Source organism: Acinetobacter sp. XH1741, from assembly GCF_041021895.1.
Classification (GTDB): Bacteria; Pseudomonadota; Gammaproteobacteria; order Pseudomonadales; family Moraxellaceae; genus Acinetobacter.
Window position 1 is genome coordinate 3,434,091 of sequence record NZ_CP157428.1, and the last position, 18,184, is coordinate 3,452,274.

At 36.4% G+C, this 18,184-nt stretch carries 9 protein-coding genes; all 9 read right to left on the minus strand.

Annotated elements, in window-relative coordinates; translation table 11 throughout:
• Positions 1-10: 10 nt before the first annotated feature.
• A complete protein-coding gene (locus tag ABLB96_RS16590; RefSeq protein WP_348897690.1) occupies positions 11-979 on the minus strand; it encodes a TauD/TfdA family dioxygenase in 969 nt (322 codons plus the stop codon).
• A gap of 4 nt (positions 980-983) precedes the next feature.
• Positions 984-1,478, minus strand: coding sequence for a DUF2505 family protein (locus ABLB96_RS16595; protein WP_348897689.1), 495 nt, complete (start codon positions 1,476-1,478; stop codon positions 984-986).
• A 23-nt stretch (positions 1,479-1,501) separates the two neighbouring features.
• Entirely contained in the window at positions 1,502-3,316 is a 1,815-nt protein-coding gene (gene asnB, locus ABLB96_RS16600; RefSeq protein ID WP_348897688.1) for an asparagine synthase (glutamine-hydrolyzing), read from the minus strand.
• A 12-nt stretch (positions 3,317-3,328) separates the two neighbouring features.
• Entirely contained in the window at positions 3,329-4,288 is a 960-nt protein-coding gene (locus ABLB96_RS16605) for a 1-acyl-sn-glycerol-3-phosphate acyltransferase (protein WP_279984833.1), read from the minus strand.
• 32 nt (positions 4,289-4,320) lie between these two features.
• Complete coding sequence (locus ABLB96_RS16610; protein ID WP_348897687.1) at positions 4,321-5,238, minus strand: fatty acid desaturase; 918 nt, start codon at positions 5,236-5,238, stop codon at positions 4,321-4,323.
• Between the two features lie 564 nt (positions 5,239-5,802).
• Positions 5,803-9,801: a delta-poly-L-ornithine synthetase PosA gene (gene posA / locus ABLB96_RS16615; RefSeq protein WP_348898409.1), complete on the minus strand. Its 3,999-nt coding sequence runs from the start codon at positions 9,799-9,801 to the stop codon at positions 5,803-5,805.
• 584 nt (positions 9,802-10,385) lie between these two features.
• On the minus strand, positions 10,386-11,831 hold the full coding sequence (locus ABLB96_RS16620) for an efflux transporter outer membrane subunit (protein WP_348898408.1): 1,446 nt from the start codon (positions 11,829-11,831) through the stop codon (positions 10,386-10,388).
• A gap of 12 nt (positions 11,832-11,843) precedes the next feature.
• Complete coding sequence (locus tag ABLB96_RS16625; protein ID WP_348898407.1) at positions 11,844-15,017, minus strand: efflux RND transporter permease subunit; 3,174 nt, start codon at positions 15,015-15,017, stop codon at positions 11,844-11,846.
• The gene (locus ABLB96_RS16630) at positions 15,014-18,175 is read right to left on the minus strand and encodes an MdtB/MuxB family multidrug efflux RND transporter permease subunit (RefSeq protein WP_348898406.1); all 3,162 of its coding nucleotides are present in this window, start codon (positions 18,173-18,175) and stop codon (positions 15,014-15,016) included. The genes ABLB96_RS16625 and ABLB96_RS16630 overlap by 4 nt, the downstream gene beginning before the upstream one ends.
• Between the last annotated feature and the right edge of the window lie 9 nt (positions 18,176-18,184).

The window sequence follows — 18,184 nt, forward strand, 5'->3', positions numbered from 1 at the left end:
TAAATTCCTTTTAATTGTTACCCATCATCACACAAATTTTTCGTTTACCAACAAAAGTATTTCGTGCATGTAATACCTGTTTATTATCTAAAATGAGTAAATCTTGATTTTTCCATTTAAAAGATCTTTCTGCATTGTTGTATGCTGCGTATAAACTATATAAGTCCTTTCTTTCAATTTCTTGGCCATCAACAACAGTATTTCTTGGGGCATTATCAGAATTAATACCTAGTACTTTATAGGTATAATAAACTAACGAACCCAGACTATATCTGTTATGGTTTTGTGTAAAAATTTGATTGAAAAACACTTTTTTATTCAATATTTCATGATTAACAAATATTGGAAACTCTGAACGAACTTCTAAAGTATCAGCAGTATCAATCCAACTAAACTTCAAATTCAGCTCTTTACATTTTAACTCAGCAAGATCCTTTTTTTCACATGAAAAAGCATCTTGCCATGTCAGGAAAAAAGGTGAAAATAACCGCTGAACAGAATTGAGTTTTTCTTTTGAAAAATATCTTCGAATATAAACAATTTTCTTTTCTTCAAGAAAATTTTTCAATGAATTAGAAAAATGACCTGTAATATCTTTCTCATGAGCAATAGGAGTTTCCCCTCCTATTAATGGCTGTTGCTCACAGAAAAAAGCAATTCTATCTGGCGCATTTTCTTGATAAGCAAGCTCATTATGTAATTTTATTTTAAATAATCCGTTCAACTCAGTGGAGTTAAAAACATATTTTGAATAGTTCTTTCGCGGAACTACCCCACCAACATACGCTAAATAAGGTTTTTTTATAAAAATTTTTCCGTAGTTTTCTAAATCCTCATAGTTATTAATAGGAGTATTTCTAATTAAAACAGCCCCAAATTTTTCTAAATCTGAGTCAATTTCATTATTTAAATAAGAATTTAACTTACTGTCCGAAGAATTAACATCAATCAACTTAAATCTTTCTAAAAATTTTTTCATTTCATCAGCCTTCTTGATTTAAGTATTTTGTAATAAAGTGATAATCAAACTCAGAAAACTTTAAAGTCTCTTTCTTGAAAAAATCACATAATAATTTCCCTGCTAGTGGGAAGTTAGAATTTACATCGTAAACCAATGTATAAGAACAAATATTTTCTTCTAAAGTTGTGATTTTCCCTTTCGCATTACAGGTGATTGGCTTACCTTTAATAATAATTTCAACATCGACTTCAATTTCATCAGGACTTATTCTAGTCCAAGTAGAATTCTGAATAATTTCTTGTTGTGCACCTAATACTTTCTTCAAAACATTTGGAACAATATTATCAAGCGAATTTGTCTTACGTACCAAGTTAATAAAACTAATATCATATTTAATATCAAATTTAGTTAAATCAACACTTAAAGCACCATAAGATTTATATTTTTCAATAGTTAAATTCGGATTAGAAATAACAGCCCAAACAGAATCTATAGAACTATTAAATTTTTTTGACATATTAAAAATCATGATACACCCATTTATATTGAGAATTTATATTTTTCATCTAAAAAATGAAGTGATATTATTTGACATAAGAGTGCTTGAATATAAAAAACTCCAGCAAACATCTTAAGTGTGTTAAAAAGATAGTTATTTTCAAAAAATAAAGATAAAAATTTTGTTTTATAAATCTTACTTAAAATACCATCATTATCTACAGAATCTTTTATAACTGATAATGCTGTACTTCTTAGAAGATTAATTTGATAATCAGAATTTGAATATGGAAAAACGCTCTTTTTTCTATAAAGTACATCATTATTAAACTCTTCTTTGAAAGAATCTCTCAGAAGTTTTTTCTCAACTTTCTTGAACTTTAACTTATTAGATACATTAAATACGTATTCTAATAATCTGTGGTCACAATATGGAACACGCAGTTCTAATGAAAAATTAGAACTAATTCTATCAGCACGATCTAGTAAATAAGGTAAAGTAAATTTCAACTGAAGATAGTGCATAAGCTTCTGTTTAGATTTTTTAATTTGCTCATCAATATCACTTAGACGACTTTCAAAATTTGACCAAGCTATTGATTCAGCCTGTTTTGATGATAAGAAATCTTTATTAAACATACCGAATAAATATTTACTGCTTTCAGAAGAATAAAAAGGCGTAATTTTCTTATTGATCATCATAAAATATCCTAAGAATGCTTCATCAGCACCATCTCCAGACAAAATAACGGTATCATTGCCTTTAATTTCTTTAAAAACTTTTAACATAGCCATTTCATTAGCCAAAGTGACGACATGATCTTTTGCAAGACTAATTTCTCTTAAATCATTTATTAAATTATTTTCAATATCTTCACATATGAATAGTTCATGCCCTGCCTCATTTGCGACAATATTTGCAAACTCAATATCTGAGCCACTCACAAAACTCTTCTTAATATTTTGCTCACTTCGATTTCCAATCGTATAAGCCTTACAGTTATTATTTTGTTTACCTAAAATATATCCAATGAGTGAAGAATCTAATCCCCCGCTTAACATCAAGCCATGACCAACATCAGATTTGCAACGTAATCGTATTGAATCCTCTAAAATTCTTGCAATATTTTCTTGGCATAGATTTTGGTCCGTATATTCATTATCTACTTCTAAATCCCAGTATTTAGTTTTTTCTATTTTAGAGTTCTTCAGATCTAGAGTTATATAGCTTCCTGCTTCAAGAGAACTAATATCAGCAAACATAGTGAAAGGTGCTAATGCATGTCCATATAACATGTTATCAATTAGAGCTTCTTTACAGATTTTAGGCCTATAAGATGCATTTTGATTCTTTAATGCACTAATAATTGCTTTGCATTCTGAAGAGGCAATTATGCCATTTTTAGAATAGCTGTAATACAATGGCTTTACGCCCACTCGGTCACGGAAAAATGTTACTTCAGAATTTTTCTTTGAATATAATATTCCTGAGAAATCTCCATTGAATTTATTTAAAGCATTCATCCCCCAACAAGAAAATGCAGCAGCCATAACTTCTGTATCACTATTCTCATTAAATTTATAATTTTGTGATATCAGCTCTTCTTTCAACTCCTCATAGTTATAAACTTCACCATTAAAAACCAAAACTAAATCTTGGTAGAAAAATGGTTGTTTACCTCCATTTAAATCAATAATTTTAAGACGAGTATGCCCTAAATTTATTTTATCATCTCTAAAAACTCCATTATCATCTGGACCACGATGATTTAATTCATGATTCATTAATTTAATAATTTCTCCCCCATTAATATTCAAATTATCATTAAATGGGATAAAAGCATTAATTCCACACATCGTTTTAATTTCCTAATTTATTACTGCATCATGTTTAATTGTTAAGTACCCAATTAGAGGGAGTTTGTATTGCAACTTTTCTAATCTAGTTAACTTACGATTTAACTCCCCCTCAACAAAATATTGAAAAAGATTATTGAATGTCACTTTCTTACTTGAACCAAAACTAAAAATATTACTCACAATTAAAGATTCTGTTATTTTTTCTTTATTTTCAGATAAATAATCATTTATTTTTTTACGAATAATTTCAGCATCCAGCTTATTGCTTTCATAATTATCCTGACTGAGTTCTTTTGAATCAATATAGGGCATTAAGTTATATTTTAGCCTCACAGGCATTGAAACTATAAAATACTTTGGAAACAAAATTAATGGAAGCAATGGACTAATAGTGATAAATGGTAGTCCAGTAAACTTATTTGTGAGCTTATTTAAAATTTCTATAGAATAGTTATATGGCAATATATATTCACTATTAACCACACAATTTGGAACTATAAGGCCATCAAATTTTTTTGCTATATGTATAAATGAAGAGCTAAAATTTACTAACTTTCCTCTATTGTGATAACCCTTTTTAAGACCCTCTACGCCTTCTGGAGAAATATAAATTATTTCATTTTCTTCGCATAGCTTGTACATGTTTTCAATATTACACTCATAGCATTCCATTTTTTTCCACCAATTATTTAATAGATAGGGTCTTACACTATCGTTATAAAGTGTTGGATGAATAAGTCTTTTTATTTTTATGTTTTTACCAAGTAATTCTTGAGTCTTTCGATAAAATAAAGCATCAAAAATTATATTATCCCAAGACAATCCACCTCCAGCATGGTTACCAACAATAATAATTGGCCTTTTTTTATAAAATTTTAAGAAGTCAAAATCACCTTTTAATTCAGCTTCAAAATAATTATCTGCAATATTTTCCAGCATATTCTGGGTATTATCTATACTTTTATTCACAATATCCTCTTAGATTAATAAATAGCTTTATATTATTTTTTAAAATTTAATACATTTTTAAAGAATGCTATTACGTAATGTTCTTTTAACTTCTGCTTTTCATCCAATTCTAAATAAACCAATTTATCAATTTCTGGGGCATGTATTGGATGCAAAAATGGAAATAATGAATGAACAATATGTAAACCATCATTATCACCAAATTTATTAAAGAAATTATCATAAGAATTAACTGAATGATGTATCTTTGCCTTTTGATAATCGATATTATGCATCATATAAAGTACAATCCCAGAACCTAGCCAAGAAACTAGAATTGATGGAACAAAAACATATATAAAGAAAATTTTGTTTATATTAAATATTGCAATATCTATGCAAATTATTACTATAATTTGCAAAACTAGTTTAATAAAATCTTTCTTTTTCCCATCAGTTATTACATATTTTATCTGATGAAAAAATTGATAAATAAACAAATAATGCAACATCCATAAAACTGGATTTATTGGTTTCCCACTATTTTCATAAAGATATGTTGATTGTTTATCAGAAGATAACTGATCACCTTCAGGACAATCATTATCATATCTATGATGTGCTCTATGGCCAAATACGTATGCTGTAAATGGTACCTGATATAATCCAAATACTATCCATCTTAAATAAAATTTAACTAATTTATTTTCACTTAATCCCCAATGCATTTCTGAATGCATAAAAACACGGAGATAAGCAATACTAAAAAAACCATTTACAATTATAAATAAAGGAATCAAATATATTGGATTATTAAGAACACTGAAAATTATCAAAGTTAAAATCAAAATCGCATGTAATAAAAATACCTTTATTCTCGATTTTGAATCAAATATTTCTATTTCTTTATCATATTTTCTCTCGGTATGTAAATTCAATGCTACTTTTTTTAATTCAACTATATTACTCATTAAGCCACCTTATTTTTATTTCACGGCGGTATTCTATGTACAAACCGTTCTGTATGAATGTATCCCAATAATATTAATATCTTACCTTCCTGCCATTGTTATTATTAAGAATACATGTTAAATAGAAACTTGAATTTTCATCTAATTTTTTAATTTTAATTTTCAAAAATAAATTAACAATATAAATAAAATGTCATTTACCCCTTGTAATTTAAATTAATTATTAATTTCCATTAAGCTATACAATTAACATTTTTATCAACTTCAATGAATGAACTAAATTTATTAATTAAATTTAATAAAAAAAATGACTGTGTAGTTTCTTTAAAAATTCATTAAGAATCAGCCTTATGAATATTAGAAATTAAAAACTGGTTTACGTAGTCAAAATACTGATTTTTCTATTTTAAAAGACCTTTTCATTACTTCTTTTGTTGGTTCTAGTGCAAGTCAGTTTAGTCTTATTCTTGGCTTTCTACATCCCTTTTAAAATCATTAAAAATGGTTTTAAAATAAATAAAAAGCCCCTGTTCTACAGAGGCTTTTTTTCAATTCATCACTGAATTATTTATGAACCCAAGGCACAGCCGGTGAACCAATCCAAGCAGATTTAGCAGGAATATTTTCACCTTTCATAACCAGTGTTAATGGACCTAACACTGCATGATTGCTCACGTTGGCGTTATACAAAATAATACTGCGTGTATTTACAACTACATCGTTACCGATATTCACTTGTCCGATTTTCATAATACGGTCTTCAAACAAGTGAGTTTGTGGGCCCGAGAAGCTATTAAACTCAGCGCGGTCACCAATGCTTACACAGTCAAACTCTGTAATATCAGCAGTGTCCATATAGACATCTTTACCAATACGAACACCTAAAATACGCAAGAAGAATGGCAACATTGGCGTTCCTCTTAAGTAGTTTAAGAAGTTAGGAATCGCAACTGACTCATATAAGCTTGTGATCCCTTCGCTCAACCATACAAACATAGTCCACATTGGCGCTGAACGTGGTTTATAGCGACCAATCAAAATCCACTTTAACAATGCAACAATAACGAAGCAGCCTACGCCATAGAGCAAACCAGCAAGCGTTAAAGCCAACAAACCAGTTGGAATGTTGTATTTGTTAATAACATCAATAATCTCAAGCACGATCATATAACCTACACCAATCGCAAGAGCGGCAGGTAATACAACACGAAGGCCTTCGATAAAACCACGCATTAAACGGCGTTTGATACTTGGCAAGAATGTTAAATGATCTGGATATTTCTCAGCAGCTTCACGTGCAGGTAATAACAATGGCGGTGAACCGAACCAAGTTTGACCATCGTACATTTCAACGTTATCAGGTGTTTTAGATTGCACACCAATCAAAACGTTGTCTGGTAACACAGTACCATCCGCAATATAAGCACTGTTTCCGACAAAGCTACGGTTACCGATAGTCGTCGATTTCAAAGTCATCCAGCCGCCTCTGATTTCTTCATCACCCAACATTACAGCATCGGCAATAAAGCTTTCTTCACCCAAAGTCAGCATTTCTGGAATAACACCGTTTGCAGTAGAAATTTCGGTATTTTTACCTACTTTCGCACCGAGCATACGGAACCATGTTGGCGCATAAATCGTAGCGAACAAGCCGTGTAAGGTTTGTAAGCTTGTTTCTAAAATTTGAGATGCAAACCATTTACGATAATAGGTGCTGCCATGTACCGAATAAGTTCCGGTTTCAAGGCGAGGCAACGCGATTTTACGTATTGCTGAAGAAATCACAGCAGTAATCATCATCATCATTGCACTAGCTGGAATAGCTAAAATGAAATAATAAATAGCGATTTGCAAATGGTCATTGGTACTAATATTAAATACGTTCGCATCTAACCAGTCGACCAACAGGAAGCTTGGGAAAATTGGAATAAAGAACAGACATGCAATAATTAACGCACTAATTCCATAATATGCATATTCTGCAATTTTACGAATAAACGATAATTTTGGACGCGCTGGCATTTTTTCTTGGTCGTCCACATGCCCGATTTTCTTGGCAGGTGTACCATCCCAAATTTCACCGGCTGGAATGACAGTGTCATATTCAATTGAAGTTAAAGCATTTACGTGAGCTTGTTTTTCTAACACTGTATTTTCTTCTAATACAGCATAAGAACCCACATAACTATCTTCTTTTAAGTGAATTGAACCTAATACCAAGTGACCATGTTCGACTTTAGCATTCTCTAAGTTTACTTGAGAACCAATGCTCACCCCATCTTCAACAGTAAGTAAAGATGGCATACGAATATGTACTGAACTAATCGTCACGTCATGGCCGATTTTCGCACCAAGCGCTTTCAAATATAAGTTAAGTAAAGTCGAACCTGATAAAAGATAGACTGGTGAAATGTTGCTAATGCGGTCTGCTAACCACCAACGGAAATAGGTTAATCCCCATAATGGATATTGCCCTGCACCGATGCCCATCATTAATAAGCGTTTTACAGAAATTGAAACGACAAAACTGGTAATAATAACGCTGATATAAACCAATAGAGACAACGCGATTGCATACGGAATACTATCTCGTGTTCCACCTGTAAAATAATGATAAGTAAAGAATGGTGCTAACCACTGTAAAATGTTAATCGAGATTAAAACCGGAATAGTCGCAAGCTGTGCAATACCACATAACCACTTATACGTTTGATTACGAGGGTTATCTTGTCCAATTTGGCTATCAAATACAGTCGGTGTTGGTTGCTCTAACATGAGTGCAGCAATCGCACCAACTCGTCTTGCTTGATATAAGTTTTGAATCGTAAGATGGCTATATTCTGGGTGTTCACGCAGATTTGAAATTAAAACTGCTGCTAAAAGTGAATGGCCGCCTAAGTCATCAAAGAAATCTGAATCGAGTTTAATCGGCATGTTTGGGAACAAGCGATTTAAAATACCAAATAAGATCTCTTCCGCTGGGTTTTGTGGTTGGTCAGATTCACTGCGGTCAATCACACTGGTAAGCGGTCGTGCTTTTAAAGCCTTACGGTCAATTTTGCCTGACAATAAACGCGGAACTTCTTCAATAATCTCAAAACGGTTTGGCACCATATAAGGTGGTAAACGTTGGCTTAAATTATGACGGAGTTCTTTAATTTCGATTGCTTGTTTTGCATCAATTTCTGGTGCAATAAACGCAATGAGCTGGTCAATGCCGTCTTCAGGACGAAGAATAACTGCCGCAGTACCAATACCTTCAATATCGCAAAGCGCAGCTTCAATTTCGCCAAGTTCTACACGGAAACCACGAATTTTAACCTGATCGTCCGCACGTCCCAAGCAGTGTACTTGTCCAAATTCATCAATTTTAGCCAAGTCGCCAGTACGATAGAGCGATTGTTCATCTGGACCTTCTGCCCAAGGGTTTTGAATAAACTTATCGGCAGTTAAATCAGGGCGACCTAAGTATCCTTCTGCCACACTTGGGCCAAAAATACAGAGCTCACCTGTTTCACCTTGAGGGAGTAATTCTCTTTCAGCGTTAATGACCAACATGCCATAGTTTGGTAAAGGCTTACCAATCGTAACGAGTTTGCCACGTTCTAATGACTCAAGGCTTGCAGTAACCGTGGTCTCAGTTGGACCATAAGTGTTAAACATTTGGTGGTGAGGTAATGCCCAGCGGTCAACCAGTGAATCCGGACACATTTCCCCACCTAAGTTAATAATTCTTAAGTTAGGTACATCTTCTGGGAATAAAGCAAGTAATGTTGGTACAGCATGCAATACTGTAATCTGTTCTTGCTTTAATGTTTGGCATAAACGTTCAGGGTCACTGACCAGCGACTTAGGTGCAATCCATAATGTTGCACCAACCAAGTAAGAAAGCCAGATCTCTTCAAACGACATGTCAAAAGCAACTGAAAAGCCTTGATAGACTTTGTCTTGCTCTTGAATACCCAAAACATTATTTTCACTACGTAAAAAGTGACAAATATTTCTTTGAGTAATGACAATCCCTTTCGGCTTACCTGTTGAGCCTGATGTATAAATAATATACGCAGGTTGTTCTGGGGTCGTTTTAGCTAAAGGAATATTTTCACTGAGTGGCTTTTGCAGTTCAGTGTTGGTCCATTTTGTTTGCTGTACTTCAGCTAAATGTGCATACCATTCATCGGTAGTAATCATTCCTACCGCGTCGGCATCTTCAAGACACACTGCAATACGGTCAGCCGGCGTATCCATATCAAAAGGAAGCCATGCTGCGCCACTTAAACAAATCGCCAATTGAGCTTTTAAAAGCTCAATACCGCGAGGCAGCCATAAGCCAACAATATGACCTGGTTTTACCCCTCTTATCGTCAAATGTTGAGCCATGACTAAGGCTTGCTGATATAACTCACCATAACTCAACGTTTTATCTGCTTCAATTAAAGCCGTTTTATCAGGAAGAGTTTGTGCAGTATGGACAAAAATATCGGCCAAGACTTCATACTGCAAAAATTCCGGATGATACTTTCCACGAATAATATTATTCGTGTTTGTTACAAACTGGTTCATTTTTATACTCTCTTTAATTTTCTGATTTGGCTCAAATGAAGTCATGATTTTTTTTCTGACTCATTAAAGAAATCGAGATGCATCATAAATTAAATAATTGAACTTAAATCAAGATTAAAGTTTTAGTTTTGAAGTCTGTTAAATAATATATAAATACTGATTCTTTACTATCTTTTTTTCTAAAATAAATTAAGGTATTAGCCGTAATATTTTAATTTTATCACCACATTCAGGATGAAAAACGTACAAATCAAGCCAAGTAAGAAACTAGAATTCACAAGATTTATATGACTTTAAGTTTAATTAAACTAATAAATACTATCCTATATACAAGTTCTTCATATTTTAAACTTAATTGTTTTGCTCTGACCAATTAAAAGTTTAAAAAAATGGTGATGTTTATTTAATTTTTTTGAAGATGCTGAATTAATAACATCATATTAAAGTCGTGATGAGTCAACGCTATTTATCTCATATTTTTATTCTATATTTTTCTAACAACAGAGCTACTTTTATAGCCTCATCGCTGCCTAGACCTCCGAAGAGATCTAAGCTTAAGCATCTACCTTTATAAATTTAACTTATTAAAAGCTTCCACCCATTGAACTAATCAAACTCACGGTAGTTTGATATTGCTTACTCATCAGCGACCACACACTATTTTGTGCTGACAAACGGGTATTTTGGGCAGTCAAAACGTTTAAGTACCCAACCATTCCTGCTTTGTATTGATTCATTGTCGTATTTTCAGCACGCGTGGCTGCCTGTAGCCCCTGCTTTTGCTCATTCACTTCTTTTGAAAGTAAAGCTTGAGAAGCAATGTTGTCTTCTACTTCTTGAATGGCTGAAAGTACCGTTTGTTTATAAGAAGCCGCGCTTGCATCATAAGCTGCAATGGCTTGTTTAGTTTGAGCATGTCGAAGTCCACCATCAAACAGTGTCGCTGCGAGCGTAGGACCAACCGACCAAATAAAATTAGGCGCATTAAACAAATCACTTAATTTACTGCTTTTATAACCTAAACTTCCTCCCAAGCTAAAATCTGGGAAAATAGCGAGTTTAGCCACCCCTACTTGAGCATTTGCTGCTGCCATGTTTCTTTCTGCCACAGCCACATCTGGACGGCGCTCTAAAATACTTGATGGAAGTTCAACTGGGATTTGTGGCAACGAAGGCAAGGTTTTCGGCATGGTTAACTGAAATTGGTCTTGAGGCTGACCAATTAAGGTGGCAATGGCGTGCTGTAATTTTACTTGCGACAATTGCATGTCAGTATAATTGGCTTGCGCACTTTGATATTGGCTTTGTGCCTGATCGACCGTAGTCGATGCCACAATGCCTGCTTTATATTGATTTTGGGTGAGCTGTAAGGACTTCTTAAGATTATTCAGACTTTCTTGCTGTGACTGAAGCTGGAAACCTTGTACCACCCACTGTAAGTAAGTGGTGGCAAGTTGAGCCTGCATACTTAAACGAATGGAGTTAAGTTCTGCTTCGCTCGCTTGGGCTTTATTCTGGTTCACTAAAATATTCTGGTGAACTTTACCCCAAAAGTCTGGTTCCCAGCTCGCATTTACACCCAAACCATAACTTGTGGTCGCTGATGCTTCGCCAGATTTTGAGCGAGTGGCTGACGTATTTCCAGTGACTGTGGGTCTAGTCCCAGCTTTAGCCTCACTTAGCAGTGCTGTAGCTTGACGGTACTGAGCCTCGTATTGTGCAATCGAGGCATTCTCTCGATTCAACTGATCAACGAGTTTATTTAATTGCCCATCCTGAAAAATTTGCCACCACTCGCCCTTTGGCAAATGGTCACTTGGCAGCGCAATTTTCCAGCCATCGGTTTGCCACTTTTTAATATCTAAACCATATTGTACAGGCTGAGAAAAATTGGCACCAATATTCACATGAGGTGCAGGTTCCGGTTTGACCAACTGACAACCTGACAATGTACCAGACAGTATAACTATCAAGCTTCCCAAGGCATTAAACGAGAGATGTTTAAACCGTACATGATTTTTTTGATGCATTAACATACCCTCTTATTTCTTTAAGCCCATTTGTTTAATAGACATGAGGCTTCGGAACTTACGTTTTCCCCAACCGCTTAATTGATCAATATATAAGTACATTACAGGTGTACTATATAAAGTTAATATCTGGCTAATGATCAAACCACCCACAATCGATACACCCAAAGGCACATGTAACTCTGCACCATCCCCTCGGCCCAAAGCCAAAGGTAGAGCACCAAACAAAGCTGCAAATGTTGTCATCATGATGGGGCGAAAACGTAGCACCGACGCGTCTAAAATCGCTGTTTCAGGTTTTAAGTTTTGCTTTCGCTGCAAAGTTAAAGCGACGTCAATCATCATGATGGCATTCTTTTTCACAATACCAATCAGCAATAAAATTCCAATGAGAGCAATCACCGTAAATTCCATTTTAAAAAGTATAAGTGCAATGAGTGCCCCTAATCCCGCAGATGGCAATGTTGAGAGAATCGTTAAAGGATGGGCAAAACTTTCATATAAAATTCCGAGCACAATATAAATCACCACAATTGCGGCCAAAATAAGTAATGGTTCCGAACTTAATGAAGATTGAAAAGCTTTTGCTGAACCTTGGAATGACCCTCGTATAGAAGTTGGGACTTTTAATTCATTCATTGCATTATTAATTTGAAGGGTGGCATCTGAAAGTGAATAACCATCATTTAAATTGAATGTAATGGTACTGGCAGCAAATAACCCTTGATGATTGACCGACAAAGAAGTGTTCGCAGCTTTCCATGAACTAAATGTAGATAAAGGGATGGACTGCCCTTGAGCATCTTGTATATAAATACTGTTGAGCGCTTCCACACTTTTTGCATACTCAGGTGCAACTTCCATAACCACATGATATTGATTCATCGGGTTATAAATAGTTGACACCTGCCGCTGACCAAAGGCGTCGTTTAACGCGCTATCTGCTTGAGCTTGTGTTATGCCCATCATTTTCATTTTGTCATGGTCAAAAGTGAGCTTGGTTTCTAACCCTTTCACATCCTGATCACTAGATACATCGGTTAAAGCTGGCAGTTTAGATAAAGCAGCTTGAATCTGTGGTGTCCAGCTTCTTAGTGCGGTTAAGTCATCACCTTGTAAGGTATATTGATAACTGGCATCGCTTGAGCGGCCTCCCACATTAATATCCTGCACAGGTCTGAGACTAAAACGTATTCCTGCTTCATGCCCAAGTACTTTGCGTAAACGAGCCATAATCTGGTCTGGTGTATCTGTTCTTTCACCCAAAGGTTTTAAAGCTAAAAATAGATTGGCCCGATTAAGTTGGGAACCTCCAAGTGTACCCATCACATGGTCTACGGCTGGGTCTTTTCCAATCACGGCAATGTATTTTTTAAGCTTGGTATTCATTGCATCAAAAGAAATATTTTGGTCTGCAACCAAAGATCCCATCATGACCCCTGTATCTTGTTGGGGGAAGAAACCTTTAGGCACAGCAATATATAAATAAACATTCAGTCCAATCGTAAAAATGAAAATAATCATCGTCATGGCTTTATGCTGCAATGCGACAGCCAGACTACGTTTATATAGCAGGGTAATTCGGCCAAATAAGCCCTGTTTTTTCAAATATTCATCGTCAGATGCAACCAAAAGAGCTTTACTATAATCATCATTTTCCGACGTCTGTTCAGCTATTAGGTTTTCAGTGCTTGGCTGATTTTTCTTATTCTTTTTCAACCACCATGCGCACAGCATAGGTGTGGTGGTGAGTGAAACCATCATTGAAATTAAGATGGCATAGCTTAAGGTCATGGCAAACTCATGGAACAAACGTCCCACAATGCCCCCCATAAGTAAAATAGGTACAAATACCGCAATCAATGAAATACTCATTGAGATCACCGTAAAACTGACCTCTCTTGCCCCCGTAATTGCCGCCTGCATGGGAGCAAGGCCCTCTTCCATTCGCCTTGAAATGGTTTCAAGCACCACAATGGTATCGTCTACCACAAACCCTGTCGCAATCGTCAAAGCCATTAAACTAATGTTGTTTAATGAAAAGCCTGAGGCATACATCAAAGCAAAAGTACCAACAAGAGAAATCGGTACAGTAATCGCAGGAATTAAAGTAGCTCGGCCATTTTTCAAAAATACGAAAACAACAATAATGACCAATATGATCGCAATAATTAAAGTCCGTTCAATTTCTCTTAAAGAAGCTTGAATGGTCTTACTACGATCAACCGCTGTATGAATTTCAATTTGTGATGGAAGTGCCTGTTGTAAGGTCGGCAACATTTGATTAATGCGTTGAATAGTCTCAATTACATTGGCATTAGGCTGTTTAAATACCATAATCAAAACAGAAGGTTGGTCTGCGTAGTAACCCGCATTACGAATATCCAATACAGAGTCTTTTACTTCTCCAACATCAGAAATTCTAACCGCTCCCCCATTTTTATAGCTCACAATTAAAGGAATATAGTCAGCAGCTTGTTTGGCTTGGTCATTTGCTTTGACTTCCCACAGCTCTTGTTTCTTTTCTATAAAGCCTTTAGGTCGGTTTGCATTTGTTGAGGTAATGGCAGAGCGTACAGTATCTAGCCCAATACCATAATGCGCCAACTGGCTAGGGTTAAGTTCAACCCGTACCGCGGGCTGTGCTGCTCCCCCAATACTGACATCACCAACTCCCTCAATCTGGAGGAGTTTTTGCCCCAAAATCGTGTCGGCTGCATCATACATCTGGCCTCTAGATAAAGTTTTAGAGGTCAGCGCCAAAATCATGACTGGCGCATCAGCAGGATTGGCTTTTCGATAAGTTGGATTATTTTGAAGCCCCGATGGTAACGCAGAAAGCGATGCATTAATTGCACCCTGCACGTCACGAGCGGCACCATTAATATCACGATTTAAATCAAACTGAAGCGTAATACGAGTAGAGCCTAATGTACTTGAAGAGGTAATTTCATTTACCCCAGCAATACGTCCCAAATTTCGCTCTAACGGCGTAGCGACTGTAGCTGCCATCACCTCTGGACTTGCCCCTGCCTGCTTTGCCGTTACAGAAATAGTAGGGAAATCAACTCGTGGCAATGAAGCAACGGGTAAAATATTAAAAGCTAAGAAACCCAGCAACACCAAACCAATACTCAGTAAAGTCGTTGCTACAGGACGTCGTATAAAAGGCGTTGAAATACTCATACTTCATCCACCCCTGACTTAAAATGTTCATAAGGTGGTAACTCGCTGGCATCTTTATCTGGACGGCGATTTCCTTTTATGCGCTGCGCCAAATGATCAAAAGCGAGATAAACAACTGGTGTGGTAAATAAAGTAAGAAGCTGACTCAGAATTAAACCACCAATCATGGTAATACCAAGTGGATGGCGTAATTCCGATCCCATTCCACTACCAATAACCAAAGGCACGGCACCTAATAATGCCGCCATAGTGGTCATTAAAATTGGTCTAAATCTTAATAAACAAGCTTGATAAATTGATTCCATTGGAGTCAGACCCTGATGCCGTTCTGCATCTAGGGCGAAATCAATCATCATGATTGCATTTTTCTTAACAATACCAATCAGCAGCACAATGCCAATAATCGCAATAATATTTAAATCATTATGAGTTAAGGACAATGCTAAAAGTGCGCCAATCCCTGCCGATGGTAATGTCGATAAAATGGTGAGTGGATGTATGAAGCTTTCATAAAGCACGCCCAAAATAATATACATCACCACAATTGCAGCAATAATGAGCCATACCGTATTACTTAAAGAAGCTTGAAACGCAAGAGCAGCACCCTGAAATTGAGTCATCAAACTATTTGGTAGCTTTAACTGTTGCTCGGTTTCTTTGACCGCTTGAACTGCTTGCTCTAATGACACACCTTGAGCAGTATCAAATGAAATTGTTGCCGTTGGGAATTGACCTAAATGGTTAATCTCAAGCAAAGTATTTCTAGGTTGAATCGTGGCGATTGAACTTAAACGAACAGGCTTTCCACTGCTTGAAGGAATATATAGATCCTGTAAGGCTTGTAGACCATTTTGATCTTGTTCTGATAACCCAAGCACTACATGGTATTGATTGGTTTGAGTGAAAATAGTACTGATGAGTCTTTGCCCAAATGCGTTGTAAAGAATGTTATCAATACTCGCTGTCGTCACCCCATATTGAGCGGCGGCATCGCGGTTAATATCAACATAGACCTGTAAGCCTTTATCTTGCCAGTCACTTGCTAAATTTGTAATTTCAGGACGCGAAGACAAAGCTTGAACGAGTTTTGGAATCCATGTCGCCAAGTCCTCAGAACGCGTAGATTGCACGGTAAACTGATATTGAGTTCTACTTTGTCTTGCATCGATTGTTAAATCTTGAGCAGGCTGCAAATATGTAGTCACACCCTGAGCTTTACTCAGGCGTTGTTGCAAATCACTAATAACCGTCTGCACATCGGGACGAGCCGATTTATCCTTTAAATTAATTAAAATACGGCCAGTATTTAGTGAACTGTTTGTTCCATCAACACCAATAAACGATGAAATACTTTGTACAGCAGGATCTTGCAAAATAATTTTTGCAGTTTCTTGCTGCTTAACGCTCATTGCCTGAAATGAAATCGTCTGATCAGCTTCAGTTGTAGCAATAATTTGTCCTGTATCCTGAACAGGGAAAAAACCTTTCGGGATAAAAACATACAACATGACCGTAAAGACAAACGTCGCAACCGTAACGACTAAAAATAGCCCTTGTCGCGCTAGTACCCAGCGTAGTGCTTTGGAATAGATACCAATCGTTTTATCAAAAAAGCTCCCCATGGCATGATAAAAACGTCCCTGCTCTGCCTCAGGAATATGCTTAAGCAACCTCGAAGACAGCATCGGGGTCAGGGTCAAAGAAATAAAAGCTGAAATTAAAATAGAAACAGCGAGTGTTACCGCAAACTCACGAAATAATCGCCCAACTACATCTCCCATAAATAGCAGAGGAATGAGTACGGCAATCAGCGAAATGGTCAGGGAAATAATGGTAAAACCGATTTGCTCTGAGCCTTTTAAGGCAGCCTGCATCGGCGACTCGCCTTGCTCAATATAACGGGAAATGTTTTCGATCATGACAATGGCATCGTCAATGACAAAACCCGTGGCAATGGTAAGCGCCATCAAACTTAAATTATCGACCGAAAAACCGATCAGATACATCACAGCAAAAGTACCGACCAAAGAAAGTGGTAATGCCACTGCCGGAATAAAAGTTGCCCGTACACTACGTAAAAATAGAAATACAACAATGATGACCAGCACCATTGCCAAAACCAGCTCAAACTCTACATCTGTTAGTGAGGCCTGAATGGTCGCAGTACTATCATTTAAAATTTCCACATTCACAGACTGTGGAAAACTACTTTGTAATTTTGGCAGGATTTGCTTAATTTGATCCGCAACCTGAATCACATTTGCATTGGGTTGACGTTGTACATTAATAATAATGGCTGGCGTTTGGGTTGCGGCATTATTACTAGTATGTCCAACCCATGCCGCTAAACGCACGTTTTCTGCCGAATCAATGGTCGCAGCAATATCGGACATTCGAATTGGTGCGCCATTTTTATAGGCAACAATTAGATTTTTATAATCATCAGCCGTATGCAACTGATCATTACCATCAATTGTAGAGGACTGTACGCTACCACTAATCGTACCTTTTGCTTGATTAACGTTAGCCGCCGTGACCGCTGTACGCACATCTTCTAAAGTCAGCCCCATATTGGCCAAAGCTGCCGAGTTTACTTGCAAACGTACTGCGGGGCGCTGTCCACCACTTACACTAATTAAACCAACGCCGCTCACTTGAGAAAGTTGCTGTGCTAAACGGGTATCGACCAGATCTTCCAGTTTAGTAATGGGCATCTCTTTAGAGCTGATTGCAATGGTCATAATTGGCTTATCAGCCGGATTTACTTTGCTATAAGTCGGTGGCGTCAGCAAATCATTAGGTAACAAATTATTGGATGCATTAATTGCAGCCTGTACCTCTTGTTCAGCAACGTCCAATCCCAAATTTAAATTAAATTGCAAAGTAATGACTGATGCTCCATTGGAGCTAGTCGATGACATTTGGCTTAGACCCGGCATCTGCCCAAACTGACGTTCAAGCGGAGCGGTAATCGTTGAGGCAATAACCTCAGGACTAGCACCCGGATATAAGGTCGTGACCTGCATAGTTGGATAATCGACCTCTGGCAATGAAGCCACAGGTAAAAATTTCCACGACACCAACCCACATAAAAAAATGGCGATCATGACCAGTGTAGTCGCCACTGGACGCTGGATAAATAAACGGGAAGGATTCATCAGCACTCC

What these genes read in the sequence shown, in the direction of transcription:
- ABLB96_RS16590 (WP_348897690.1), bottom strand. Translation starts at nt 979, where the DNA reads ATGAAAAAATTTTTAGAAAGATTTAAGTTGATTGATGTTAATTCTTCG.
- ABLB96_RS16595 (WP_348897689.1), bottom strand. Translation starts at nt 1,478, where the DNA reads ATGTCAAAAAAATTTAATAGTTCTATAGATTCTGTTTGGGCTGTTATT.
- ABLB96_RS16620 (WP_348898408.1), bottom strand. Translation starts at nt 11,831, where the DNA reads ATGCATCAAAAAAATCATGTACGGTTTAAACATCTCTCGTTTAATGCC.
- asnB (WP_348897688.1), bottom strand. Translation starts at nt 3,316, where the DNA reads ATGTGTGGAATTAATGCTTTTATCCCATTTAATGATAATTTGAATATT.
- ABLB96_RS16625 (WP_348898407.1), bottom strand. Translation starts at nt 15,017, where the DNA reads ATGAGTATTTCAACGCCTTTTATACGACGTCCTGTAGCAACGACTTTA.
- ABLB96_RS16610 (WP_348897687.1), bottom strand. Translation starts at nt 5,238, where the DNA reads ATGAGTAATATAGTTGAATTAAAAAAAGTAGCATTGAATTTACATACC.
- posA (WP_348898409.1), bottom strand. Translation starts at nt 9,801, where the DNA reads ATGAACCAGTTTGTAACAAACACGAATAATATTATTCGTGGAAAGTAT.
- ABLB96_RS16630 (WP_348898406.1), bottom strand. Translation starts at nt 18,175, where the DNA reads ATGAATCCTTCCCGTTTATTTATCCAGCGTCCAGTGGCGACTACACTG.